21 protein-coding genes, 1 tRNA gene and 1 pseudogene are annotated in these 26,872 nt (G+C 44.8%); 14 read left to right on the forward strand and 9 right to left on the reverse strand.

Features of this window, described 5'->3' with window-relative positions; translation table 11 throughout:
- Positions 1–27 precede the first annotated feature (27 nt).
- The 3 genes from hslR to pckA all read left to right on the forward strand — a co-directional run bounded on the left by hslR (position 28) and on the right by pckA (position 3,182).
- Positions 28–444 carry a ribosome-associated heat shock protein Hsp15 gene (hslR, locus tag GN208_RS10750; protein WP_004238575.1) on the forward strand — a complete coding sequence of 139 codons (417 nt, stop codon included), beginning with the start codon at positions 28–30 and terminating at the stop codon, positions 442–444.
- Between the two features lie 25 nt (positions 445–469).
- On the forward strand, positions 470–1,360 hold the full coding sequence (gene hslO, locus GN208_RS10755) for an Hsp33 family molecular chaperone HslO (RefSeq protein ID WP_004238574.1): 891 nt from the start codon (positions 470–472) through the stop codon (positions 1,358–1,360).
- Positions 1,361–1,562: 202 nt separating this feature from the next.
- The gene (gene pckA / locus GN208_RS10760; RefSeq protein WP_004238573.1) at positions 1,563–3,182 is read left to right on the forward strand and encodes a phosphoenolpyruvate carboxykinase (ATP); all 1,620 of its coding nucleotides are present in this window, start codon (positions 1,563–1,565) and stop codon (positions 3,180–3,182) included.
- 68 nt (positions 3,183–3,250) lie between these two features.
- On the opposite strand, the gene GN208_RS10765 is transcribed toward pckA, so the two are convergent.
- The gene (locus GN208_RS10765; RefSeq protein ID WP_004238572.1) at positions 3,251–3,949 is read right to left on the reverse strand and encodes a pirin family protein; all 699 of its coding nucleotides are present in this window, start codon (positions 3,947–3,949) and stop codon (positions 3,251–3,253) included.
- A gap of 493 nt (positions 3,950–4,442) precedes the next feature.
- Positions 4,443–5,645: an NAD(P)/FAD-dependent oxidoreductase gene (locus tag GN208_RS10770; protein WP_243828357.1), complete on the reverse strand. Its 1,203-nt coding sequence runs from the start codon at positions 5,643–5,645 to the stop codon at positions 4,443–4,445.
- Positions 5,646–5,898: 253 nt separating this feature from the next.
- Between GN208_RS10770 and pitA the strand changes: the two genes are divergently transcribed.
- A complete protein-coding gene (pitA, locus tag GN208_RS10775; RefSeq protein ID WP_015422357.1) occupies positions 5,899–7,389 on the forward strand; it encodes an inorganic phosphate transporter PitA in 1,491 nt (496 codons plus the stop codon).
- A gap of 73 nt (positions 7,390–7,462) precedes the next feature.
- On the opposite strand, the gene uspB is transcribed toward pitA, so the two are convergent.
- Positions 7,463–7,798, reverse strand: a complete 336-nt coding sequence (gene uspB, locus GN208_RS10780) for a universal stress protein UspB (protein WP_004904572.1) — start codon at positions 7,796–7,798, stop codon at positions 7,463–7,465.
- Between the two features lie 349 nt (positions 7,799–8,147).
- Between uspB and uspA the strand changes: the two genes are divergently transcribed.
- Positions 8,148–8,585, forward strand: a complete 438-nt coding sequence (gene uspA / locus GN208_RS10785; protein WP_004904570.1) for a universal stress protein UspA — start codon at positions 8,148–8,150, stop codon at positions 8,583–8,585.
- Positions 8,586–8,952: 367 nt separating this feature from the next.
- Positions 8,953–10,293 (forward strand): NADP-specific glutamate dehydrogenase, encoded by a 1,341-nt coding sequence (gdhA, locus tag GN208_RS10790; RefSeq protein ID WP_004238567.1) that lies wholly within the window; start codon positions 8,953–8,955, stop codon positions 10,291–10,293.
- A 127-nt stretch (positions 10,294–10,420) separates the two neighbouring features.
- On the opposite strand, the gene GN208_RS10795 is transcribed toward gdhA, so the two are convergent.
- Together GN208_RS10795 and prlC are read right to left on the reverse strand one after the other, a co-directional pair.
- Entirely contained in the window at positions 10,421–11,128 is a 708-nt protein-coding gene (locus GN208_RS10795; protein ID WP_243828358.1) for a class I SAM-dependent methyltransferase, read from the reverse strand.
- Positions 11,129–11,131: 3 nt separating this feature from the next.
- The gene (prlC, locus tag GN208_RS10800) at positions 11,132–13,180 is read right to left on the reverse strand and encodes an oligopeptidase A (protein WP_004238565.1); all 2,049 of its coding nucleotides are present in this window, start codon (positions 13,178–13,180) and stop codon (positions 11,132–11,134) included.
- Positions 13,181–13,421: 241 nt separating this feature from the next.
- Between prlC and GN208_RS10805 the strand changes: the two genes are divergently transcribed.
- From GN208_RS10805 to GN208_RS10840, 8 genes are all read left to right on the forward strand, one after another.
- Positions 13,422–13,516, forward strand: a tRNA-Sec gene (locus tag GN208_RS10805).
- Between the two features lie 164 nt (positions 13,517–13,680).
- Positions 13,681–14,889 (forward strand): integrase arm-type DNA-binding domain-containing protein, encoded by a 1,209-nt coding sequence (locus GN208_RS10810; RefSeq protein ID WP_243828359.1) that lies wholly within the window; start codon positions 13,681–13,683, stop codon positions 14,887–14,889.
- A 314-nt stretch (positions 14,890–15,203) separates the two neighbouring features.
- A protein-coding gene (locus GN208_RS10815; RefSeq protein ID WP_243828367.1) for an IS3 family transposase occupies positions 15,204–16,312 on the forward strand; the annotation gives its coding sequence in 2 pieces (ribosomal slippage) (positions 15,204–15,456 and positions 15,456–16,312; 1,110 coding nt in all).
- Between the two features lie 307 nt (positions 16,313–16,619).
- A complete protein-coding gene (locus tag GN208_RS10820; protein WP_243828360.1) occupies positions 16,620–17,702 on the forward strand; it encodes a dsDNA nuclease domain-containing protein in 1,083 nt (360 codons plus the stop codon).
- Entirely contained in the window at positions 17,695–19,449 is a 1,755-nt protein-coding gene (locus GN208_RS10825; RefSeq protein ID WP_243828361.1) for a hypothetical protein, read from the forward strand. Before GN208_RS10820 ends, GN208_RS10825 begins: the two co-directional genes overlap by 8 nt.
- A 530-nt stretch (positions 19,450–19,979) precedes the next feature.
- Positions 19,980–20,939: a retron St85 family RNA-directed DNA polymerase gene (locus GN208_RS10830; protein WP_243828362.1), complete on the forward strand. Its 960-nt coding sequence runs from the start codon at positions 19,980–19,982 to the stop codon at positions 20,937–20,939.
- A complete protein-coding gene (locus GN208_RS10835; protein ID WP_243828363.1) occupies positions 20,923–22,521 on the forward strand; it encodes an AAA family ATPase in 1,599 nt (532 codons plus the stop codon). Before GN208_RS10830 ends, GN208_RS10835 begins: the two co-directional genes overlap by 17 nt.
- Positions 22,518–23,150: a hypothetical protein gene (locus GN208_RS10840; protein ID WP_243828364.1), complete on the forward strand. Its 633-nt coding sequence runs from the start codon at positions 22,518–22,520 to the stop codon at positions 23,148–23,150. The genes GN208_RS10835 and GN208_RS10840 overlap by 4 nt, the downstream gene beginning before the upstream one ends.
- A gap of 209 nt (positions 23,151–23,359) precedes the next feature.
- Here the strand turns inward: GN208_RS10840 and GN208_RS10845 are convergent.
- The 4 genes and pseudogenes from GN208_RS10845 to GN208_RS10860 all read right to left on the reverse strand — a co-directional run bounded on the left by GN208_RS10845 (position 23,360) and on the right by GN208_RS10860 (position 26,720).
- Positions 23,360–24,471, reverse strand: a protein-coding gene (locus GN208_RS10845; RefSeq protein WP_243828365.1) for an IS3 family transposase whose coding sequence is annotated in 2 segments (ribosomal slippage) — positions 23,360–24,210 and positions 24,210–24,471 — 1,113 coding nt in all. Because the reading frame shifts where the segments join, the coding sequence is not laid out codon by codon here.
- A gap of 704 nt (positions 24,472–25,175) precedes the next feature.
- Positions 25,176–25,694 carry a hypothetical protein gene (locus GN208_RS10850; RefSeq protein WP_243828366.1) on the reverse strand — a complete coding sequence of 173 codons (519 nt, stop codon included), beginning with the start codon at positions 25,692–25,694 and terminating at the stop codon, positions 25,176–25,178.
- Between the two features lie 51 nt (positions 25,695–25,745).
- Positions 25,746–26,156: pseudogene (locus GN208_RS10855) on the reverse strand (tyrosine-type recombinase/integrase); the annotation flags it as partial.
- Between the two features lie 399 nt (positions 26,157–26,555).
- Entirely contained in the window at positions 26,556–26,720 is a 165-nt protein-coding gene (locus GN208_RS10860) for an AlpA family phage regulatory protein (protein WP_243828368.1), read from the reverse strand.
- Positions 26,721–26,872: the final 152 nt, after the last annotated feature.

The following is a 26,872-nucleotide window of genomic DNA, read 5'->3' on the forward strand; positions in this document are numbered from 1 at the left end:
GGCTGCACTGTCTGTCACGGAGTAACCATGCAACAGGCTTCACAGGTCACAGAGCCTGTCCGCCTTGATAAATGGCTCTGGGCGGCACGGTTTTATAAAACCCGCTCCATCGCCAGAACCATGATTGACGGCGGCAAGGTTCATTATAACGGGCAGCGGACCAAGCCCGGAAAACTGGTCGAAAACGGCGCGGTTATCGTCCTGCGTCAGGGAAATGATGAACGGACAATCCGCGTGCTGGGGATCACGGACAAGCGCCTGAGCGCGCCGCTGGCACAGACACTCTGGGAAGAAACCCCGGAGAGCATCGAAAAACGTGAAAAAACCGCGCTTGCACGTAAAATGAATGCCCTGACGATGCCGCACCCGGAACGACGTCCTGATAAAAAGGAACGACGGACATTGTTAAAATTTAAACACAGTAATTCAGATACCGCGGAATAACCGGCGGTTAAGACGAGAGAAAATTATGTCTGCACGACAAGATACATTACACCGGTTCCTGTTTAACAAAAGCGATGTCCGGGGAGAATTGGTCAATGCTTCCGGCACATTACAGCAGATCCTGGATAATCATCATTACCCGGAGCCTGTCCGCCGCCTGCTCGGCGAACTGCTGGTCTGCACCAGCCTGCTGACCGCGACCCTGAAATTTGAAGGGGATATCACCGTTCAGATCCAGGGCGACGGCCCGGTCCGTCTCGCTGTGATCAACGGCAACGACCGCCAGCAGATGCGCGGTATTGCCCGTATGAACGGCGATGTGCCTGCCGGTGCCGGTTTCCACGATATGATCGGCAAAGGCTTTATGGTCATTACTATTACGCCACGTCAGGGCGAGCGTTATCAGGGTATTGTGGCGCTGGAAGGGGAAACTCTTGAAGCATGTCTGGATGACTATTTCCGTCAGTCCGAACAGCTGCCGACCAGCCTGTTTGTCCGCGTTGCGGAACACGACGGCAAAATGCAGGCTGCCGGGATGCTGTTACAGGCACTGCCGGCATCAGCAGAAGCCCGTACTCAGGAAGAAACACAGAACATGTTCAGCCACCTGATGCAGCTGACTGCCACTATTTCGTCTGATGAGCTCTTTACCCTGGATGCCGAAACCATCCTGTACCGTCTCTATCATGAAGAAGACGTTGTGCTGTATGAACCGGCACCGGTAGCGTTTCATTGCGGTTGTTCCCGCGAACGCTGCGCAGATACGCTGGTAACACTGCCGGAAGAAGATGTTAATCATATTTTGCAGGAAGATGGCAAAATTGATATGGAGTGTGAATATTGCGGTGCTCATCATATCTTTGATGAACAGGATATTCATGAAATCCGCACTCAGAAAAACGCTTCGCTGCACTGATTCGTTTTAGCTGACGCAACACCAGGCCGCACCGGGCTCCCAGGATGCGGCCTTTTTGTTTATTTTTTCTTATGGTATCGAGCCAGCTCACAAAATAAACCCAAATAAAATCCGGATTTTCATTTATTTGATAGCAATCGCTGTTAACCAGTCGTAAATAATTATGATATATGGAGATATTCCGACAACCCGGAGGCTTTGGATGAGCGTAAAAACAATGGCTGTGAATGAACTGGAGCAGTATGGTATCCGCGATGCCGCAGAAATAATCTATAACCCGAGTTATGACTTACTCTTTGATGAAGAAACCCGTCCCGGCCTGACCGGTTATGAACACGGTGTTGTCACCACCAGCGGCGCGGTCGCGGTAGACACCGGTATCTTTACCGGCCGCTCACCGAAAGACAAATATCTGGTCAGGGATGATCTCACCCGCGACACCGTCTGGTGGGCGGATCAGGGAAAAGGCAAAAACGACAACAAACCGCTGTCACAGGACACCTGGAATTCCCTGAAACACCTGATCACCAATCAGTTATCCGGCAAACGCCTGTTTGTGGTGGACGCCTTCTGCGGCGCCAATGCCGATACCCGCCTGAAAGTCCGCTTTATTACCGAGGTTGCCTGGCAGGCACACTTCGTCAAAAACATGTTTATCCGCCCGGATGAAAACGAACTGCATGATTTTGAACCGGACTTCATTGTGATGAACGGTGCGAAATGCGTGAACCCGGACTGGCAGGCGCAGGGGCTGAATTCGGAAAATTTTGTGGCATTCAATCTGAGCGAGCGCATCCAGCTTATCGGCGGTACCTGGTACGGCGGTGAGATGAAGAAAGGCATGTTCTCCATCATGAACTATCTGCTGCCGTTACAGGGCATTGCCTCCATGCACTGCTCGGCAAACGTGGGTGAAAAAGGGGATGTGGCGATTTTCTTCGGCCTGTCCGGCACCGGTAAAACCACCCTCTCAACCGATCCGAAACGTAAACTGATCGGCGATGATGAACACGGCTGGGATGATGACGGCGTCTTTAACTTTGAGGGCGGCTGCTACGCCAAAACCATTAATTTATCTGCAGAAGCAGAGCCGGATATTTATCACGCCATCAGCCGCGATGCACTGCTGGAAAACGTGGTTGTCCGTCCGGACGGCAGTGTGGATTTTGATGACGGCAGCAAAACCGAAAACACCCGGGTTTCTTACCCTATCTATCATATTGAAAACATTGTTAAACCGGTTTCCAAAGCGGGTCACGCCAACAATGTGATTTTCCTGACTGCCGATGCCTTCGGTGTGCTGCCGCCGGTGGCGGAACTGACACCGGAACAGATGCAGTATCATTTCTTATCCGGATTTACCGCAAAACTGGCCGGTACCGAGCGCGGCGTCACAGAGCCTACACCCACTTTCTCTGCCTGCTTCGGTGCGGCATTCCTGACGCTGCATCCGACACAGTACGCAGACGTACTGGTAAAACGGATGAAAGCGGCCGGGGCAAAAGCGTATTTAGTGAACACCGGGTGGAACGGAACCGGAAAACGCATTTCAATTAAGAATACTCGTGCTATCATAGACGCCATTCTTAGTGGGGATATTGATAAAGCGGCAAAACATACGCTGCCGGTCTTTAATCTGGCCATTCCTCACGAACTGCCGGGTGTCGACAGTCATATACTCGACCCGCGCAACACGTATGATAATGTGGCGCAATGGCAGGAAAAAGCGGAAGACCTTGCAGGGCGGTTTATAAATAATTTTGATAAATATACCGACACGCCGGCAGGTCAGGCTCTGATTAGTGCAGGGCCTTCGCTGTAACCGGATAACAAGAAAAGTAGTGTGAGCAACACAGTAGCCCCGGGTCAGATGATCCGGGGCTTTCTGTTTTATTGAGCAGACGGCAGGTCAAACAGCAGGATTTCACTGTCTTGCGCGGCGTTCAGGCTGATTAACGCTTCATCCCATACAGCTACGCCATCACTGGTTTTCACTGTCTGGCCATTCACGGTCAGTTCACCTTTCACCACCTGGATCCAGACCATCCGTCCGCTCTGAGGCTGATATTCTCCCTCTTCACCGGCGGCCAGTGTCCAGCGCCACAGAGTCATGTCCTGAAAAACTTTCAGCGAGCCGTCACGGGCATCCGGGGAAAGCACCAGCTGGCGTCCGTTTGCCGCATCGAACCGGCGCTGTTCATAGCGTGGGGTCAGACCGGTTTTTTCAGGGATAATCCAGATCTGATACAGATGCAGCGGATTATCATTACTCGGGTTATATTCCGAGTGGCGGATCCCGGTTCCGGCGCTCATAATCTGGAACTCACCGGCAGGCACCTGTTCTTTATTCCCCATGCTATCCTGATGCTCAACCGCACCACCCAGCACATAGGTCAGAATTTCCATGTCTTTATGCGGATGGGTGCCGAACCCTTGGCCTTCCGCGATAAAGTCTTCGTTAATAACCCGCAGAGCTGAAAAGCCCATAAAGTTACGGTCATAATAATCGGCAAACGAAAAGGTGTGCCAGCTGTCAAGCCAGCCGTGGTTGGCATGGCCGCGTTCATTTGCAGGGCGTACATAGATCATAATTTTTCTCCTCAATCTGATGAGGTTAAGTTTACGTCCTGCCGCTAATTTCACCAGTAGCCGGGTTTAACGCAAGAATTCAAAAAATTTGAATAAGTGGAGAGAGGGGGATAACCATCCAAACCAGAAAGAATAAAACCATCTTCTTTCAGACCGGGGCAGCGAATCCCCGGGAGCATACATCAGTATGTGACCGGGGTGAGCGAGGAAAGCCAACGCACCTGCAGCGCGAATGGCTCCGGGGAAAAAAGGGAAAAAAAAAGCCAGCACTGGGCTGGCTAAATAAACACTGGAAGCAATGTGAGCAATGTCGTTCTTTCATCTGAACCCTGAAGGTGGTCATCTGAAAGTGATTTGATGATAATAGTTCTCAGTATCATTTGTAAAGCACTTTTTGCTCAGGATTTCGTATAATCACTGATGTTTTCTGTTAACTCACTGATACCGTGATTTATTTTAATAAAATTAAATAATTCCATAGGGTTATCAGGGATTAAACATCCGGTGAAAACGGCAGTGCCTGCGCACATGCCCACGCGGAACTCCATGCCCACTGGAAGTTATAGCCGCCGAGCCAGCCGGTCACATCGGTCACTTCGCCGATAAAATAGAGTCCCGGCACATCGCGGGCTTCCATGGTTTTGGAGGAGAGCGCCTGAGTATCCACACCGCCGAGTGTCACTTCGGCTGTCCGGTAACCTTCTGTGCCATTCGGCTGCACCTGCCAGTTCTGTAATTTCTCCGTGATTTCCTGCTGTACGGCTTTGGATAACTGGTTCAGCGCAGTATCCGGCAGGTCACCGGTTGTCTGTAAACACTCCACCAGCCGTTTTGGTAACAGCTTCGCCAGTGCATTACGCAGGCTCAGATTCGGGTGTTTTTCCCGCTGTACGGTGAAAAATTCCGCCAGATCGGTGCCCGGAAGTAAGTTAATACTCACATACTCACCGGGGTGCCAGTAACTGGAGATTTGCAGGACCGCAGGGCCTGACAGGCCACGATGGGTAAATAATATATTTTCCGCAAACCGGGTGCCATCCTGTGCGGTAACTGTCGCAGGCACTGCCACGCCGGACAGCGTCTGTAAGGCTTCCAGCAGCGGTTTATGCAGCGTGAAAGGCACCAGTGCGGCGCGGGTCGGTAATACCGGCAGACCAAACTGTTCCGCCAGGCGGTAACCCAGCGGAGTCGCCCCCAGCCCCGGCATCGATAATCCGCCGCTGGCCACCACAAGTGAGTGAGCGCTCACAACCTTTCCGTTAACGGTCACACAGAAATCATCGCCCTGTTTCTGTACCTCCGTCACCTCACTGCGCAGGCGGATAACCACATTCCCCGACTCACACTCCGCCAGCAGAAGATCAACTATCTGTTGTGCGGAATCATCACAGAAAAGCTGGCCGAGGGTTTTCTCATGATAGGTAATCTGATATTTCTGCACCAGGGCAATAAAATCCCACTGCGTATAACGGGCGAGCGCTGACTTACAAAAATGCGGATTTTTGCTCAGATACGCCGCCGGTTCGGTATAAAGGTTGGTAAAATTACAGCGCCCGCCCCCGGACATCAGAATTTTCCGCCCGGCTTTTTTACCGTTATCCAGCACCAGCACCCGCAGCCCGCGCTGCCCTGCCTGCGCGGCACAGAACAGTCCGGCGGCACCCGCACCTATTACAATCGCGTCAAACTTTTCCAAAATAGTGTTCTCTGTGTCTTTAAATGTGGAGAAATTCCGATAAATGTCTTAAATTTGTCATGATGATTAAATCAGGCCAAAAATTTATTCTTTTCAGAAAAGGAGCCTAATCCGATGATATACAAGGATTAATAATTCCTTAAGCTGATTTGATGAAGGTATCAAATCAAAAAAAGGCCATATTTCACTTCCCCGGGACGCATTTGTCGCTGATAATGCGCCGCGTTCATGTCCAACAACTGGCTTAACGTCTATGCTACATCTATTTACAGGCCTGGAATTTCACACCGGCCTTTTGTTAGTACTGGCACTGATCTTTGTGCTGTTTTACGAAGCCATCAACGGCTTCCATGATACCGCAAACGCGGTAGCAACTGTTATCTATACCCGTGCAATGCGCGCGCAGCTTGCTGTCGTCATGGCCGGTGTATTTAACTTCCTCGGGGTACTGCTCGGCGGTCTGAGCGTGGCGTATGCGATCGTGCATCTTCTGCCCACGGACTTACTGCTGAATGTCAGTTCGGCCCATGGTCTTGCCATGGTCTTTTCCCTGCTTCTCGCCGCTATCATCTGGAACCTGGGCACCTGGTACTTCGGTATCCCGGCCTCAAGTTCTCATACCCTGATCGGCGCCATTATCGGGATCGGCCTGACCAACGCAATTGTGACCAACAGTTCCGTGGTTGATGCGCTGAATATTCCGAAAATGATCAGCATTTTCCTTTCTCTGATTCTGTCACCGCTGGTCGGCCTGGTGATCGCCGGATTAATGATCTGGTTCCTGCGCCGCTACTGGAGCGGCACGAAGAAACGCCGCCGTATCCACTTAACACCGGCAGAACGTGAGAAAAAAGACGGCAAACGCAAACCGCCATTCTGGACGCGTACCGCCCTTATCCTTTCCGCAGTCGGCGTCAGCTTCTCACACGGCGCAAACGACGGGCAGAAAGGTATCGGTCTGATTATGCTGGTTCTGATTGGTGTCGCCCCTGCCGGCTTTATGGTGAATATGAATTCCAGTGATTACGAAATCGCCCGTACGCGTGATGCCGTGGTCAACCTGGAGCAGTATTACACCACGCATAAGGATGCACTGGCACACGCCATTGAGCTGACCCCGGCACTGAACACGGAGAATACCGTTCTCAATGAACAGTTCCACTGTGACAGCTCCCGTACCGGCATCGTATTAAGACAGGCTCAGGATCTGCTCGGTAATATTCATACCTATGATGATTTATTACCGGAACAGCGCAGCCAGATGCGCCGTCTGCTGATGTGTATTTCGGATACCGCCGCAGAAGTGGCGAAATTACCGGAAACCAAACCGGAAGATGCGCGTTTCCTGAAACGTCTGTCCAATGACCTGCTGAATACCGTTGAGTATGCGCCTATCTGGATCATCATTTCTGTTGCGCTGGCGCTCTCTCTGGGCACCATGTTCGGCTGGAAACGTGTTGCAGTGACTATCGGTGAGAAAATCGGTAAGAAAGGCATGACATACGCCCAGGGCGTGTCTGCGCAGGTCACCGCGGCTGTCTCCATTGGTGTGGCAAGTTATACCGGGATGCCGGTATCCACCACCCAGGTGCTCTCCTCTGCGGTGGCAGGTACGATGATTGTTGACGGTGGTGGTGTTCAGACCAAAACCATCAAAAACATCATGCTGGCCTGGATTCTGACACTGCCGGTGTCCATTATCCTGTCCGGCGTGCTCTACTGGATCTCCCTGCAGATTATCTGACCGCAGGTTGCTATCCTCTGAAACAGAAAAGCCTGACACGTGTGTCAGGCTTTTTTTTGCATCCGGTAACCGGTTACGGCCAGATAATCATCATCAGCAGAGAGGCAATCACAATTCCGCATATCGCACTGATCATGGTGAACTGACGGCGGATACGTTCGCAGCGTAAAATCACTTCAGGGTCATGATGAGTGAGATATTCCCGCTGATTGATATAGCGGATAAGGCGCAGCTGCTTCTGCCACTGGGTGTGGTCAGTAAACGCATTATTGCCGCCGACAGCGTGGTAGAGTAGCGGGTCGCTGTCACGCAGGACGGAGAGTAATGCCCGGGTGGATGAATAAAACCGGATCATGTTAATCAGACAAAGAAAACATAACGCCCAGAACAGTGTAAGTATACTGAACATAATCCACTCCTTAGACTATCTGCGGAGAAGGAACCGGTGATATCAGTGTCTATCACATCATACTGACAGTATTTTATGTATTCAGTATGAACAATGCTGTGAAGTTCCACAAACTCTCGCATTCTTTCACGATAATCTTCTGAAAATATCCGTTTTGCCACTCTCATCCTTGTGAGAAGTGCACAGACTGGTATATCTTATAAATCAGACATTCTCTGCTGCCTGATAAAAGCATTGAGTTGTGATCAGCATTACACTCTTTAATGATATTAAGCAGTTATAGTATTCATAAAGGATAGCGGCGCAAGCCCTGCCAACCCCTTAACCTTTTGAACGGAAGGAGTTTCTTATGGCATATAAACATATTCTGGTCGCAGTCGATCTTTCGCCTGAAAGTGAAGTGTTAGTAAGCAAAGCAGTTTCTATGGCAAAACCTTACAACGCCAAAGTTTCTCTGATCCACGTTGATGTCAATTACTCTGACTTATACACCGGACTTATCGATGTTAACCTGGGTGATATGCAGCAGCGCATTACTGAAGAAACCAGTAATTCACTGAAAAACCTGGCGAAAAATTCCGGTTATGAGATTCAGGAAATGCTCAGCGGCAGCGGTGATCTCGGCCAGGTATTAGTCGATGCCATCAGAAAATATGATATGGACCTGGTTGTCTGCGGACACCACCAGGATTTCTGGAGCAAACTGATGTCTTCCGCCCGTCAGCTGATTAACACCGTTCATGTCGATATGTTAATTGTTCCGCTGCGGGATGATGATAACGCATAATCCTCTGCTGAAAAATTATTCATATAAAATGCCTGCTTATGCAGGCATTTTTTTTGGCTGAAAATGCGGCTGCCGAATCCGTCAAAAAGGCCGTCAACGAATTTTTTTTGTCATATATGAAAAAAACAGCTTGAAAACAGGATATAAACAAGAGATAAATTCAAGTGGTAAATGCAAACACATCTCACATTATTCGAAAAATAAAACAAAAATGTTCGGGATACCTCACAAAGTAACGTAACCCGATATCATTCGTGTCACAGATATGACGTACGCGAAAATATTCCGGAGAACCTGCCCCGGGAGACAAGTGCGGCCTGCATAACTGCTGCATGAATGAGAAGGGCATGACAGACAGGAAATCAACATGAGTAACTTTATCTCTTTGGAAACGTTTCTGGAAAATGTTCAGCGCCGTGACCCGTCACAGCCGGAATTTCTCCAGGCGGTGCGCGAAGTTTTCTCCACGCTATGGCCATTCCTTGAAAAGAATCCGCAGTACCGCGATCAGAACCTGCTCGCCCGCTTTGTTGAGCCGGAGCGCGTAATTCAGTTCCGCGTGACCTGGGTTGACGATCAGGGTCAGGTGCAGGTAAACCGCGCATGGCGTGTGCAGTTCAGCTCCGCTATCGGCCCGTTCAAAGGCGGCATGCGCTTCCATCCGTCCGTAAACCTCTCCATCCTCAAATTCCTCGGCTTTGAGCAGACACTGAAAAATGCCCTGACCACACTGCCGATGGGTGGCGGGAAAGGCGGCTCTGACTTTGATCCGAAAGGCAAAAGCCAGGGCGAAGTGATGCGTTTCTGCCAGGCACTGATGACCGAGCTGTACCGTCATCTGGGCGCAGATACAGATGTCCCTGCGGGTGATATCGGCGTCGGCGGCCGTGAAGTCGGCTACATGGCGGGGATGATGAAAAAACTGTCCAACAACACCGCCTGTGTGTTTACCGGCAAAGGTCTCTCCTTCGGCGGCAGTCTGATCCGTCCGGAAGCCACCGGTTACGGGCTGGTTTACTTCACTCAGGCCATGCTGGAACGCCACGGGATGAGTTTCGACGGTATGCGTGTTGCGGTTTCCGGCTCCGGTAACGTGGCGCAGTACACCATCGAAAAATGCCTGTCACTGGGTGCGAAAGTGATCACTGCATCTGACTCCTCCGGTACCGTAGTTGACGAAGACGGTTTCACCGCCGAAAAACTGGCGCGTCTGACCGAAATCAAAGACCGTTACGGCCGTGTGGAAGAGTATGCGAAAGAGTTCGGCCTGGTGTATCTGAAAGATCAGACCCCGTGGGCTGTTCCGGTGGATATCGCTCTGCCGTGCGCCACTCAGAACGAGCTGGATCTGGCTGATGCTGAAGTGCTGATCAAAAACGGCGTTAAAGCCGTGGCGGAAGGCGCAAACATGCCGACCACTATCCCGGCAACCGATGCCTTCCTGGCCGCAAATGTCCTGTTTGCACCGGGCAAAGCAGCGAATGCGGGCGGCGTGGCAACATCCGGCCTGGAAATGTCACAAAACTCAGTCCGTCTCGGCTGGAAACGTGAAGTGGTGGATGAGCGTCTGCATCACATCATGCTGGATATCCACAATGCATGCGTTGAGTACGGCAGTGAGGAAAAACAGACCAACTATGTGCAGGGCGCGAATATCGCCGGCTTCGTGAAAGTCGCTGATGCCATGCTGGCGCAGGGTGTGCTGTAAGTCTGTAAGCTGTTACTGAAAAACGTCACAGTGTCGAAGGGGGTATAACAAGCGTTACGGAAGTCTCACTTGTTGCCCCTTCGCGAAACGGGAACTGCCCTGTCCCCTTTTCAGATGTTATTCAGTGTTATCCCTCTGCTTTCACACAGGGATAGATATCAAAACGATGATTTTTGGTTTCAATCGCCGCAGCGGCTTTCTGCCCGGCTAACGGCTCCGCGTAATCCGGACGTTTCACCACCACACGACGGGTTGCCAGCGCCAGTGCAGGTGCCAGCAGAAGATCCGCATCCTCATCCGCACCCACCAGCGACTGAAACACCCGCATTTCTTTCTTCACCAGCGCGCTTTTCTGCCGGTGCGGATACATCGGGTCGAGATAGACCACATCCGGCGGTGGTGTGATTTCCGCCAGCGCATCAATCCCGGACGCATGGATAAGGATCATTCTCTCCTGCATCCATCCCCCGATTTCACTGTCCCGGTAGGCCCGCTGTAAGCCATCATCCAGCAGTGCCGCAACGACCGGATGGCGTTCAATCATCCGCACATGACAGCCCAGCGATGCCAGCACAAAGGCATCACGCCCGAGACCGGCTGTCGCGTCCACCACTGACGGAAGATAGGATTTCTTAATCCCGGCAGCCTTTGCCACCGCTTCACCGCGTCCGCCGCCGAAACGGCGCCGGTGAGCCATCGTTCCCCCGGCAAAATCCACACGGATCCCGCCGAGTTTCGGTTCATCACACTTGCGCAGCTCCAGGCCCCACCGCGCCGCCAGTACATCAAGGGCGCAGCTGTCTGCGCCCTGTTCACACTGTAAACGAATCTTCACGTATTACCCGTTGATTCCGTAGCCTTTTAACATCGCATCCAGTTCCGGCTTACGGCCGCGGAAGCGCTCAAACAGGACCATTGGCTCTTCCGAACCACCCCGGCTGAGAATATTATCCAGGAAAGACTGCCCGGTGACCGGATTGAAGATACCTTCCTCACTGAAGCGGGAGAATGCATCCGCTGCCAGCACATCCGCCCACAGATAACTGTAGTAACCGGCCGCATAACCACCGGCAAAGATATGACTGAACGCATGCGGAAAGCGGTTCCACGGCGCAGCAGGCACCACAGAGACTTTCTCTTTCACAGACAGCAGTGTCGGCATCACCTGAGCGCCGGTTGCCGGGTCATATTCCGCATGCAGACGGAAATCAAACAGCCCGAACTCCAGCTGACGCAGAATAAACATCGCAGACTGATAATTCTTCGCTGCCAGCATATTGTCGAGCAGCGACTGCGGCAGCGGCTCACCGGTTTCATAATGACCGGAGATAAAGGCCAGCGCCTCCGGCTCCCAGCACCAGTTTTCCATAAACTGGCTCGGCAGCTCAACCGCATCCCACGGCACACCATTGATGCCGGAAACATCCGCCACATCAATCTGTGTCAGCATATGATGCAGGCCGTGTCCGAACTCATGGAACAGAGTCAGCACTTCATCATGAGTAAACAGCGCCGGTTTGCCGCCGACCGGTTTATTAAAGTTACAGGTCAGATACGCAACCGGTTTTTGCAGGGAATTATCTTTGTGGCGCATACGGCCGATACAGTCATCCATCCACGCCCCGCCGCGTTTGTGCTCACGGGCATACAGATCCAGATAGAAACTACCGCGTAATTCACCGTTCTTATCAAATAAATCAAAGAAACGGACATCCGGATGCCAGGTTTCCACCCCGAAACGCTCTTTGGCGGTGATCCCGTAGATCCGGCGGATCACTTCAAACAATCCGCTGATCGCTTTTTCTTCCGGGAAGTACGGACGCAGCTGCTCATCACTGACCGAGAACAGATGCTGTTTTTGCTTATCGGCAAAATAGGCCATATCCCACGGCTCGAGTTTATCAACGCCGTAATGTTCTTTGGCAAAGGCGGCCAGCTGAGCCACTTCCTGCTCGCCCTGATGATGGGCGCGCTCCGCCAGGTCATTCAGGAAATCCAGCACCTGCTGCGGGTTTTCCGCCATTTTGGTGGCGAGGGATTTTTCCGCGTAGTTTTTAAAGCCGAGTAACTGTGCCAGCTCATGTCGCAGCGCTAAAATCTCCGCCATTACACTGCTGTTATCCCACTTACCGCCGTTCGGCCCCAGCTCGGAAGCACGGGTGCCGTAGGCTTCGCTCATCTCTTTGCGCAGCTCACGGTTATCGGCGTAAGTCATCACCGGCAGATAGCTCGGCATATCTAGGGTAAACAGCCAGCCCTTCTCACCTTTGGACTCCGCCAGTGCCTGTGCAGCAGCAACCGCACTCTCCGGCAGACCGGCCAGCATGCTTTCATCGGTGATAAGCTTGCTCCAGCCCATGGTTGCATCCAGCACATTATTGCCGAACAGCGAACCCAGCTCAGACAGACGGGCAGAAATCTCGCCGTAGCGCTTCTGTTTCTCCGGTGGCAGACCAATGCCGGATAACTCAAAATCACGCAGGGAATTTTCTACTGACTTGCGCTGAGCCTGAGACAGTGACGCAAACGCCGGGCTGTTTTTCAGTGATTTATAGGCGTTATACAGCCCTTCGTGCTGACCCATCCAGGTACTGAATTCTGACAGCAGCGGCAGGCACTGTTCATAAGCTTCGCGCAGTTCAGGGCTGTTTTTGACAGAGTTCAGATGACTGACCGGCGACCAGACACGGGATAATTTATCCCCGGCTTCCGCCAGCGGTACACACACATTTTCCCATGTAAAATCAGGTGAATGACTCACCACCTGCTCTACCGTCTGACGATAATTATCCAGCGTTTCTTTCACCGCAGGCACAATACATTCCGGATTGATGGCAGAAAATGCCGGTAACTGATTCTGAGTCGGGATAAGCAAAGGGTTCATCATAAACCATCCTGTTGGCTGCTGGTGCACGTCCGCCACAGCGCACATACACATGAAAAATGAAAATCGAAACTCTCTATAAGATGGGGACACACTCCGGCAAGTTCAATGATTTTTAGTGTTATTATGCTGATTAAAAATCATTCTCGTAAAAAATCGCACGATACTGATGTATCTCAAAGGAAAAAACGCAAGAGAACTTTTGAATCCCTGCCGGAAAGCGTATACTGTGCAACCTCAAAACGGAAGATCATCGTCCCCGGTGGGGCGGCCGGACTTCAAATCCGGTTGGGGCCGCCAGCGGTCCCGGGCAGGTTCGACTCCTGTGATCTTCCGCCAATCAAGTTCAATATACCTCCACAAAGCTCAAGTAATCCCTTATAATACCTAATATTAATACACTCACCAGTCTCCTGATGTCAACCAAGGTCAACCTACATCAATAGGTTTTTGGGGGCATATCAGGGGGCACTAAAAATTAACCCCAAAATGAGGTGCCCCCAATGACATTAACCGCCCGTCAGGTAGAGACTGCAAAGCCTAAAGAGAAGTCATATAAACTCTTTGATGGTGGCGGTTTATACCTTGAAGTTACCGCTAAAGGCTCACGCTACTGGAGAATGAAGTATCGCTTTGGTGGTAAAGAAAAAAGATTAGCTTTTGGTGTTTTTCCTACCGTGACACTTGCTGAAGCACGTGAAATGAGAAACCAAGCAAAAAAGGTACTCGCTGCTGGTGGAGATCCGGGAGAAGTCAAAAAAGAAGAGAAGGCGATTCAAAAGCTCAGCACAGGAAATACTTTTGAAGCCATTGCCCGTGAATGGCATAAATCGAAAGCCGATCGCTGGTCACTGCGTTATCGAGACGAAATCATTGATACCTTTGAAAAGGATATCTTTCCTTATATTGGTAAACGCCCAATAGCGGAAATCAAGCCGTTAGAGCTGCTGGAAACGCTGCGTAGGATGGAGAAGCGCGGTGCCTTAGAGAAGATGCGTAAAGTCCGTCAGCGCTGCGGAGAGGTTTACCGATACGCGATTATCACGGGCAGAGCTGAATATAATCCCGCCCCAGATCTGGCAACAGCGCTTACTCCACCGAAGAAACAACATTTTCCATTCTTAACCGCTGAAGAGTTACCTTATTTTCTGAAGGATTTAGCTGGGTATACAGGCAGTATAATCACCAAAACGGCGACTAAAATTATTTTGCTGACAGCGGTACGGACACAAGAACTCCGTTTTGCTCGTTGGCAGGATATCGATTTAGAAAAAGGGATTTGGGAAATTCCGGCTGAAGTGATGAAGATGAAGCGACCGCATGTTGTGCCATTATCAAAACAGGTGATCAAGCTGTTTAACTCACTCAAACCACTATCAGGGCATTATGAGCTTGTCTTCATAGGTCGTAATGACCACAGAAAGCCGATCAGTAAGGAAAGCGTAAATCAGGTTATTGAGTTGTTGGGATATAAAGGTCGGCTAACAGGGCACGGCTTCCGCCACACGATGAGTACCATTTTGCATGAGAAAGGATATAACTCGGCATGGATTGAGACTCAGCTTGCACATATCGATAAGAATGCGATCCGTGGCACGTATAATCATGCTCAGTATATGGATGGACGCAGAGAAATGATGCAGTGGTATGCAGACTACATGGATGAGTTGGAGAGCAGTTTGGATAATGTTGTTAATGTGAATTTTAAGTAATATTTAATAGCCATCTTTACGCCTGAACGTAAAGATGGCTATTCCTGTATATTTTAATTTTTTATAAAAAATATATAAGATATCTAAGTAATATGAATGAAGATCTCTGGAAATAAATGTGACCTTTTGTTGGGATATTTATAATACCACTCAAAAATAATTTATTATTTTTCAACTATACTTTAGGTTCAATATAAATGTGGCAGCCTTTGCCTGATAACATTATGTTGCAGCAAACCAGTACCCCTGTCCACTTCCCCTAAAATGGAACAACTATAATTAGATTTTCTGCCCTGAAAACAGCAGAGGTCATGATGAAAAAAGCACGTTTTACCGAATCGCAGATCGTCAGTATTTTAAAGCTGGCTGACTCCGGCATGAAGATCGACGAAATTTGCCGTCAGAACGGGATAAGTAACGCCACATATTATAATTGGAAATCGAAATATGGTGGCATGGAAGCTGCTGATATTAAACGGCTTAAAGAGCTTGAGGATGAGAATGCCAGACTTAAAAAGCTGTTTGCGGAAATCAGCCTGGAAAATCATGCTATGAAGGAGCTTTTTGCAAAAAAGGGCTGGTGATGACCGAAAAAAAGACCTGCGCTCAGGAATTAACTCAGGCAGGTTTATCGGTCATAGACGCCTGCCGGTTAGTTTCACTGCCCAGAACCTCTTTTTACCGGACAAACACTGACTGGAAAATTAAGGATACCCCGGTTATTGAAGCGATTTATGCTGAACTGGAATTATCACCACAGGCCGGGTTCTGGAAATGTTTTCACCGGATGCGACAGAAAAAGTACTCCTTTAATCATAAACGGGTTTACCGGGTATATTGCCGACTGGGCTTAAACCTGAAACGGCGGGTAAAGAAAAAACTACCTGAGCGAATAAAAGTGCCGTTAATTGCCTCCACCCGAATTGATGAAGGCCGGGCAATGGATTTTATGAGCGACAGTCTGTACTGCGGTAAACGTTTCAGAGCATTGAATATTATCGATGAAAGTACCCGCGAGTGCCTGGCAATTGAGATCGATACTTCATTACCAGCAGAGCGGATTATTCGTATTTTATCCCGGTTAAAAGAAGAACGCGGGTTACCGGAATATATCCGGGTGGACAACGGACCTGAATTTATATCGGATAAACTGGTTCAGTTTTGCACAGAAAATGAGGTCACTCTGAATTATATTCAGCGAGGAAAACCACAACAAAACGGTTTTATTGAGCGTTTTAACGGATCATTCCGCCGGGAGTTTTTAAATGCATATTTGTTTGAATCACTGAGTCAGGTGAAAGAAATGGCCTGGTTCTGGATGCAGGATTACAACCGGAACCGGACACATGAAAGCCTGAATAATCTTCCGCCTGAGCTTTACCGGAAGCAACTAGAAAACTCTAATCAGGACTGTTTCAGATAAGGGGAAGTGGACACCCTCACAGGAACGTTCTCTGCCAAGACCAAAAGTGAAGATTTTAAGTCTAAGATTCTGACTACCAGCCAAAAGCCTTTCATGGAGGGATGGATATAACGCGATCTGTTTGGTTTAAGTGATTTCATGGTGTTCTGCGCGTACCAAATAGGATTAAAGTCTTGCCCTTACCAATCTTAGATAGATAAATGAACACTATAGATTTTCCTTCTAAATCATGATATTGATCACCTAACAATTTTTAAGCAATAGCTAAAATATCTGTAGAAATCATAAAAATTGCTGGGATCTTCGAATGGTGGTAGAAAATGCAAATGCAGGTGTAGATGGCTCAACGGGATACACCTTTCAGAAATGCTGCGCGATCCATCTTCTTTTAGAAAATCATGAATCTTTAAAAGATAGAGATTATTTTCTTTTTATTGAACACTATGATGATTTTCTTTTTGCATTTTGCGATCCCAGTGGTCATTTAATTGAAGTTGAAGCCTATCAAGCAAAAAAAGGGGCCGAAGATTGGTCAACAGATAAAGAACTTGCTGATATAGTTAGAAAACTTACCATTGTTGGTAATAATTTAATAAATGATCCAATTCCAAAAGTTGGAAATTATATTCATAATCTGCACTTTATAACAAATCGAAGCATCAACTTAACCTGTGGTAACCGTGGCAAAGGAGCATTAAAAGTAAAAGTATATGCTTCGAATACTTCAAAAAAATATTGTGATCTAGCTTTACAAATACAAAACAATTTGTGTTCTAAATTTGAAAAAGATGTACAGCTATATATTAATGAATTGGATAATATAACCTTTAAGTATTTAGACCTGCCGGCACGAATTTCAAGCATCAAGGATCAACTAGTAGGAAGCGCTCGAAGAGTTCTCCACACACAAGTAAATGATCACGTAGCAGTCGTTGATACCCTTCTTCAACTATTACTTGAAAAAGAAACCACATATAATAATGCAGGAAATGTGCGCCTATCTGATCCATCAAAGCGATTAGAAAAGAAAGAAATTGATGGTACTTTCAATATGTTGATCGCAAATAGCAAAGCTTTTGATTTTTGGCGAAATAATGCCAATTCATTATCTAAAGGTCTAAGAATCAGCGTATCACTAAGAAAAAATGCGAAGGAATTGTTAGATAATTGCTTTGACTATTTCAAAGATATTCAACAAGTAGAATATAAAAATATCTATAATTTTGTAGAATCTACGACTAAATTTGACGCTATATCATACTCACATGAAGAGTGTATTCAAAGCATCTATGAGTATTTTTTAGTCAAAAAGTCATCAAAATTAGAGAAGCATATGATCGCATTTGCGGTGATCGCTGCATACGTAGAAACGAGAAATATAAATGATTAAACTTCAATTAACATCGCTGCTAATTTATTCAGCAACGCAAGACAAACATTTTTATACTGAGTTTGGAAATGGACTTAACATTATCCATGGAAAAAATACTTCAGGTAAGAGCACTCTGATCCAATCTATTATATATGCAATGGGCATTAACTATGGCCGAGATTATTTAAAAGAAATTAATGATTCCTCCACGATTTTTTTGCTTGAAGGTTTAACTATTGACGATGATGTATCAACATCTATTTCTTTTGCTAGGAATGGGGATACCATTGCAGTAAAATTTGGGGAAAACAAAACTGAAAGATTTCATGGAATAAATGGAAACTCATCATATGAATATGGGCGGTACAAGAATTTTTTTAACAAAATATTCCACTTCGATCTATTACTTCAGAACAAAACAGAGTTAGTATCAGCACCTCTAGAGGCTGCATTCCTACCATTTTACATTTCTCAAGATGTTGGATGGGTTTATATTAGAGAATCCATAGGTGATTATCGATTCTACAAGGATTTTAAGAATGATTATTTAGATTATTATTGTGGGATAGAGAAAGGAACTGTAAGATTAAATAAATATAAGTTACAAAGTGAAAAACAACAGATAGATTCTGAATTAAAACAAATAGAAAGGTATAAAGATAACCGACCAGAAATTAAATTAAGTATAGAGATCAATAAACGTTTTATGGCTGAAGCATTAGAATTCATTGAGATGTATAAGAATACCAATGCTTTATTATCTGAAAAAGAAGATGAATACAATAGACTATGCAGTAAACAACTGTTACTTGAGAATAGGCAAAAGGTCTTATTTCAAACAAGAAAAAATCTCAAGAAACAGAGACCTAGCATAGACAATTGTCCTACATGCAATCAAATATTGCCTGGCTCTATACGCCATTTCTATAATTATGCACAGGATGTTAATGATATTGAAAAAGAGAACTCAGCTGTTAAAGAGGCTATAAAGAAAACTCAGTCATTAATGAATTCAAGTATAAGTAATATAGCAGTACTTCGTGACAAAATAAAAATTTATAATTCTTATCTCGAGAAATTCAAAATAGAAGGAATGACATTCGATTCATGGCTGAATATACATTCCATTCAACGTTTGGCAGAACATCTTTCAAGCGAGAAGCAAACTTTAGAAAAAAAATCGCAGAATTTAATGAAAGAATTATCTGATCTCGGCGATGAAGAGCATATTGAAATAGAAAGAAGAAAGATAGAAAAAGTGTTTCACCATATTTTCTCACAGAAAGCTTCTGCATTACAGATCAAACTTCCTAAAGAGGATAAATACTCAAATCTTTACTCTATCAATTCATTCCCTTATACAGGAGTTGAACTGCACAAAATAATCATGTCTTATAATATTTCATTTTACAAATTAGTCGTACAATTAGGACAGACACATGTATTTCCTTTTATGATAGATGCAATTTTCAAAGAAGACATTGATGAAGAAAGCAGACTGACAATTTTGCAATTTTTATCAAATGAAATGAGGTATTGTAATCAGAGTTTTATATCCATTGCTGAGTACAGTGATGATGATTCAAAATTAGATAATGAACTGTATAATATCAAAAAAATTAATAAAACATTCTTTAATGACAAAGCTAAATGTATTTGCATAGGAGAGTCTAAGAAAGAGCGTTCATTACTTAGCAATGTACCATTCACGAAGGAATCAGTTCTAGACTATGCTTCAAGCCTATTAATGGGAATTGATCAATAACAAAAATATGGACTTCATACCCAATAAATTTATGATATATAGTTCTATTGGGTTTAGTCCTTTTAAGTTGATAGGGATTCATAATTGAAATATAAGATGCGTAATTGTCATTCTCAATATTAAAAGTTAGATAAAATTTCCAAGAGCAATTCTACAAATAAGTGTTGAGATAAAGACAGGATATCACGATCGATTAGCCTCCCCCTTCATTCTCGCGTAAAGAGTCGTTCGATGAAAATCCTTTGGAAAGCACTCAAAATCATAGATAAATTTTCCTTTTTAAGATAGTATGACCTTGTCCTTTAGCGTATAGACGAACATCGTCTTGTCGGGCGCTTAGCCAGACACTAAGTTATTGGAAGGTTTATGAGGTTGCGGTAGGAATAATCCTCCGCCGCTCCATGCCTTGCATCTCGCGGCGGAGGATTATCCCCACCGCATCCTTAAGTAAAGGGCACTGACAGACTGGCACTACATGCCAGTCTGTCTTTTCTATGCTACCTGGAGATAGCCTAGTAGAAGGAACGGTAATGAAGCTGAATTTATATGCAAAACTTACAGATAAACTAGGCCGTTCAAGGAATACTGTTGAACGTTATATATCGAATGGGCCCATGAAATACAAAGTTTACACCATTCCTAAAAGAACATCTGGCCAGCGGGTTATTGCCCACCCTGCAAAAAAACTAAAGATAATACAACGTGCATTAGTATCTGTGTTAGAACCACATTTAAAGATACATCATAAAGCAATGGCCTACAGGAAAGGTTTAGGAATAAAAGATAATGCAGTTTTACATAGAGAAAACGAATATCTTTTGAAACTTGATTTCAGTGACTTCTTTAATAGTATTACACCAGAATTATTCATTAATTATTGTATGCAGAATGATATAATTCTTAGCACCGCTGAGAAAAATCTTCTGATTAAGACTTTTTTCTGGAATAAAACAAAAAAGAATGATGGCAAACTTGTTCTCAGTGTTGGCGCACCAAGCTCCCCCTTCATTTCAAATACAATAATGTACTTTTTTGATGAAGCCATAGATGAATACTGTATTACGAAAAACATAACTTATTCCAGATATGCTGATGATTTAACGTTTTCAACACCTGATAAAAACGTGTTATTTCACATACCTACACTAGTCAAAAAACAACTTGGAATAATATTTTCCAATCAAATAACTATCAATGATTTCAAAACTATATTTTCATCTAAAGCACATAATAGGCATGTTACTGGGGTGACTATTAATAACGATGGTGAAATATCAATCGGAAGAGAAAGAAAAAGATTGATTTCCTCATTAATCCACAAGTTTATTTTAGGTCAATTAGATATTGAACATATTCGATATTTACAAGGCCTGCTATCATTTGCTACTGATATAGAGCCAAAATTCAAATCCAGAATGATTTCAAAATACTCGAATCAAGTTATCGAAAACCTTATCAAATTCAGAGGTAGCGATGAGCAAGCGAATTAATAGTACGATAAACAAACTGGAGCATAAAGCTCAGAAAAACTCATGGGAAGCTGCGTACCAACTATATGAATATTACCTTGATGGTAAATATGTAGAGCAAAACTATGATAAGGCCCAATTTTATATAAATTTGGCAGCAGATCATGTTAAAAGCCATTTTGTTTATATGGAGGAGCTGAGTTTATCTGACTTTAGAGCGTTAGATGATTTAACATTAAATTTTTCTGATAAAAACTTAATTGTATTAGCTGGTGAAAATGGAGTAGGTAAATCATCCATATTAGACGGTTTATCATATTCATTGAGTTGGTTAGTTAATAGGATTATGTATAAGGGTGGAAAAGGAAAAGAGATTGAAAGGCTAGATATTAGAGATGACTCTGAGAAAGGCTACTCTTCTATTATAACTAAATTTAAGATTAATCGATATACCACTATCGATTTTGAACTTTGCGAGTTACATATTGGTAGTTCGGTTAATAAAAAAAGTTATTTAAATGAAGTAACAAAGCTAGGAGCACTTTATAAGTTTGCTGGCGAAAATAGATTATCTTTTACATTACCAATCTTCGCATATTATGGTGTATCGAGAACTATTGATATAAGCACAAAAGATTTGAATATGATTGATGATGTTAATTCAATACAAATGAACAATCGCTATGAAGCATATACCAATGCCTTTTCAGGAAAAGCCGATATCAAATCTTTTTTGAAATGGTTTAAAAGGTTAGATGATATTGAGAAACACAGAGCCGTCTCCTCAGACAATTTTTCAGCAGATGATGACCTTATTAATAAATTAGCTATTTTAGCTCCCAGCGATCTAAATGCAAGAAAGCTGTTAGAGTCGCTCAAACAAAAAAAACCAAAAAGTGAATCTGATAATGTTTCTTGGGAAATAAATAAAATCAAAAACATCTTAAACCAGACAATTAGTCTATTCATGGATGGTTACTCGGATTTATCTATTGAAATTGAACCGACTGTCAGATTAACAATTAAAAAAAACAATAAAACCTTAAACATACTTCAACTTTCACAAGGGGAAAAAAGCTTAATTGCCTTATTGCTAGACATTACAAGAAGGATGATTCTATTAAATCCACATCTTAAAGACCCGCTCTCCTCGCCAGGAATAATCATTATTGATGAATTAGATTTGCATCTACATCCTCAATGGCAGAGGAACATTGTTAGACATTTAGAGCTTATTTTCCCAAACTGTCAATTTATTGTATCGACTCACTCCCCGCAAATCATTAGTGAAGTTAGGCATGATCAAATCATTATTTTGGACAGAAATGAAAACGATTGTGTATATGGGTATAAGCCTAATCAATCTTATGGACTTACAACTAATGAAATATTAAATGAACTAATGAGCGATAATGATAAGCAAATCATAAGAAGCAGCGAAGTTGAATATAGACTTCATGAAATCTTTAAATTTATCAATGATGGCGAAATTGAGATTGCAACAGACCTTATTTCTAGATTAGAAGATGATTTAAATGGAGATATACCTGAACTTGTAAGAGCAAAAATGGAGATTGAACTTTATGAGTGGGATAAAGAATGAGGCAAATAATAAAAAAAAGAGAACCTAACGAACTAACATTATATAAGAGATTAAAAGATGCTATTTACGACGGTCCGAATTTCACCGAAGTAAAGGATAAAATCCGGCAAAGTTTACTTCTTGAACAAGGTTATTTGTGTGCATATTGTATGGAAAGAATAGACCTTAACTCAATGAAAATAGAGCATTGGGCTTGCCAGCATTCGAATCAAGAAATGCAATTAGAGTACAGTAATTTATTAGCATGCTGTAAAGGTCATGAGGGCTCCCCTCCTAAAGAGCAGACCTGTGATACACGCAAAGGGGGCAATGCACTAAAACTTTCTCCGGCTAATGCAAATCATAGAATAAATGAAGTCATAAATTATGACCACCAAGGTCAAATAACATCTATCGATGATGAATTTAATGTTCAAATTAATCAAGTCCTTAATTTAAATAAGCATAGATTAAAGTCAAATAGACTAACTGCACTCATCATGATTCAAAGAGAACTTCACCAAAAAATAGGTGAGAGGAAAAGATCAGAAATTCAAAGGCTGATAGATAAATACAATCAAAGAAATCAGCATGGGAAATTACCTGAATATTGCGGCATAATCATTCATTATCTTCAGAGAAAACTATGAGAAAATACTAACGAAAAAGTGAGCAGGGAAAAGCAAAACAAACTTCTAAATTAAAATTTGAACCTCCCTGCTGATTTTCATAAACAACTCGTTCTTTCTGGTTAACTGAAGAAATCTCTCAGTCAATTTCTTATAATTCTTACGGCATAGGGCCACTGTATTTTGGCTTGTTCATCATAGATGATTTCATATGTGTAAGTACACCCGTTTCAGTTCCACACACTTTTTGAGATTTCGTTATTTTCAGCTAATAACCGGTATTCTTCCGGTGTCAGATTATTCAGGGATTCATACGGACGCTCCCGGTTATATTCCCTCAGCCAGTGTTCCGTGATCTCCCGTACTTCATTCAGTGTCCGGAACAGATAAAAATCCAGTATTTCGGTCCGGTATGTCCGGTTAAAACGTTCGATAAAGGCATTCTGAGTCGGTTTACTCGGTTTAATAAACTCCAGTATCACGCCATGCTCTTCCGCCCAGTGTGCGAGTGTCAGTGATATAAGCTCCGGACCATTATCCATCCGCATTTTCACCGGGTATCCGCGTGTTGCAACTATTCTGTCCAATACCCGGACAACACGTTGGGCCGGGATATTCAGATCAATTTCTATCGCCAGGGCTTCACGATTAAAATCATCCACGATATTGAACGTCCGGAAACGCCTGCCACAGATCAGCGCATCATGCATAAAATCAACCGACCAGCTCTGATTCAGTGCTTCCGGCGTTGCCAGTGGTACCGGATTACGCACAGGCAGACGTTGTTTGCCTTTACGGCGAAAGTTCAGCTTCAGCAGACAATAGATCCGGTGAACGCGCTTATGATTCCACCCGTTACCCTGCCTGCGCAGGATCTGAAACAGCTTTTTAAACCCGTAACGGGGATAACGTTCTGCCGCCTCTGTCAGCGCCTGTATCACCGGTTCATCCCGCCGGGTATCCGGTTTGTAAAAATACACCGTTCTGCTCAGCGATAAGGCCCGGCAGGCGTGACGGATGCTCATCGAATACTGTTCGATAAGATAGCTGACAAGCTCCCGCTTTACCGCTGTTTTTAAAGCTTTTTTTCGATAACATCCTTCAGAGCCCGGCACTCAAGACTCAGGTCAGCAAACATCTGTTTTAAACGCCGGTTTTCTTCCTCAAGATCTTTTAATTTTTTAATATCAGACGCTTCCATTCCGCCGTATTTGGCTTTCCAGTTATAGTAGCTGGCTTCGGATATACCGGCTTCACGGCAGACATCTTTGACTGTCCGTCCGGCTTCGACGGATTTCAGAACGGCGATAATCTGATGTTCAGTAAATCGGGCTTTGCGCATAGCGATCTCCTCAGAATACATATCAGTATGGATGAAGATCTCTGAAAGTGAATGGGACTTTTTTCCGGGATACTTACACCACTCCCTGATATCCTTCCTGCCGCTGAAAAGTGCGGGAAACTATCGGGAAGTCTTCAGGCAATGACTCCGGCGCTGATTCCCGTTTACCTCCTGCGGCATTTATTTATGCCGCAGGAACGGAATACCCCGAGAATAGATGAATAAATGTCTCATTATTCTCACCGCCCCCCTATAGTGGGGAAACTTCTGACATGCCACGAAAAAGGAACAATGATGGTAAGTTCGCGTTGGCTGGATTTTTTCTGTTAACTGACCCTCCGCGTTCTAAAAGTGCGCCTCTCAGTGTGCTAAAGCCTGTTCACACCCCGCTTTACGGCTTCGCGGAGAATACTGATGATCTATTCGTAGGAAAAACGTTTCTTCTTAGGGATGCCATCACGTTGCTGATAAAGACATTACTAACATCACGGTATATTAATCAACTGGGAGCAGGTCAGTTCCACACAATCTTAGTGAACAAGAATTGACTGTTGCTGTGATAACTAGCCTAAGTTAACAGCATCAACTAAAGTGAGTACAAACATGAGTATAAAAATAAGATTTAAAATCATAATCATTAAATATCAACATTAGCAATAAAATCACGGTTCAACGTATAAAAGGTAACTTCATTGCGTTTTCTCTTAATCCTCTGGAATCATTCTTAATGCTGCATCAAGTTCATCATTTAACATGCTGCCTACAAACGAACTTTGTGAGGCAAAGTATTTTACTCCCGGACCAAGAGCACCAACACGCTTTAAAATACGTTGCTGCGCTGCATAAGCTGGTTTTATTCTACTATCAACATCTTTCCACCATTTGAGACCATACTTTCTAATTATCTTCCCCTTTATTCTTTTAAAATACTCCCTACTATCTTCACCCTTATAAGAGACTAATACACTAGCCCAGATCATTTTCTTGTGAATAGATAATGGCCTATACTCCCTCTCAATTAAATCAATTCGAACATTAGGATGTAAAAGCAAACTACCATCAAGTATTTTACGTTTTATCCACAAACGTCTGGCATACTCATAGATGCTTTTCTTGACTTCTTTTTCAAGATGTCTGGTATAAGTTGCCCAAGTTTCTAGATCATCAACTAATGATAATTTCTCAATTAGAGTTTGCTGTTCGGTATTGAAATCGCTAAGCATGAATAATCCCTTCTATTACAGCAACATAAATTAATAATACATCTGTATTTGTTATTTTATCAGGCTATCCAAGTAATCCGCCCATACCTGCAGCCATTTCCGGCACTCCGCATCATACTTATACAAATTATAAATCCCTTCAACGCCGCCACGTGTATGCCCCAATACGGCCTCTGCTACCTCATTTGGACACTGCAAACGAGATAGCCCAGTTCGTACTGTACGACGCAGATCGTGTGGCGTCCAATGAGGTATATCAAGCATTTGACCGTTTTCACGTAGACGCCATGAGTTTTCAGTTAAATACTTCTACTGAATTGGCTTCTTTGTGGCTTGCGAAGGGAATAGATATTTGTCAGAGGTTAGGCGTAGAACTTTGAGAAAGTCGATTGCCTGATCAGATAGCTATACGTAGCGTTCTACCTCTGTTTTGGTTTCTCTCAGATGAATAGTTATTTTCTCAGGAGCGACGCCCCCGTCCAGTCGATCTGACGTAACACATTTATCTGTTGTGCTTAAAACAGCAACTGAACCTCACCCAGCCCTCGAGATGAAAAAGCGTCTGTAAGGCCAGAATCTGTTTGAGAGCGAGCACATGGCTCTCAGCTATGTCATGTTAAATAAGTACGCCAGTAAGTACGCGGGGGAGAAAACAGTAGGATTACATACGGATGAGAAACTGTAACATATTGATTTTTATGGTGCCGATAATAGGAATCGAACCTACGACCTTCGCATTACGAATGAAAACAACACCCAATTATGCCTATATAATTCTGGTCTCTGATGGAAAACAGTTGTTCACGGTCGATTCTGCCGATCATTACAAAATGCCGGAAGCAAGGTGACTCAGCTTCATGATTACTCACGGGACTCTGCAATACGGGCCTGTAGCCAGGCTTCTACTTCACTTTTCTGCCAACGGGAACTGCGTCCGAATTTTATCGGTTTCGGGAACTGGCCTTCCTGAATCAGCTTGTAAAACCACTTGTCCGTTAATCCGGTTAATATGGTGATGAATTTCATGTCCACGAGTGGTTCGTCAAGCGGAGAAGGGGTATTGGTGGTATTGGTGGTATTGGTGGTATTGGTGGTATTGGTGGTATTGGTGGTATTGGTGGTATTGGTGGTATTGGTGGTATTGGTGGTATTGGTGGTATTGGTGGTATTGGTGGTAT

The organism is Morganella sp. HSTU-ASny43, assembly GCF_022819185.1.
In the GTDB taxonomy this organism is placed as follows: Bacteria; Pseudomonadota; Gammaproteobacteria; order Enterobacterales; family Enterobacteriaceae; genus Morganella; species Morganella morganii.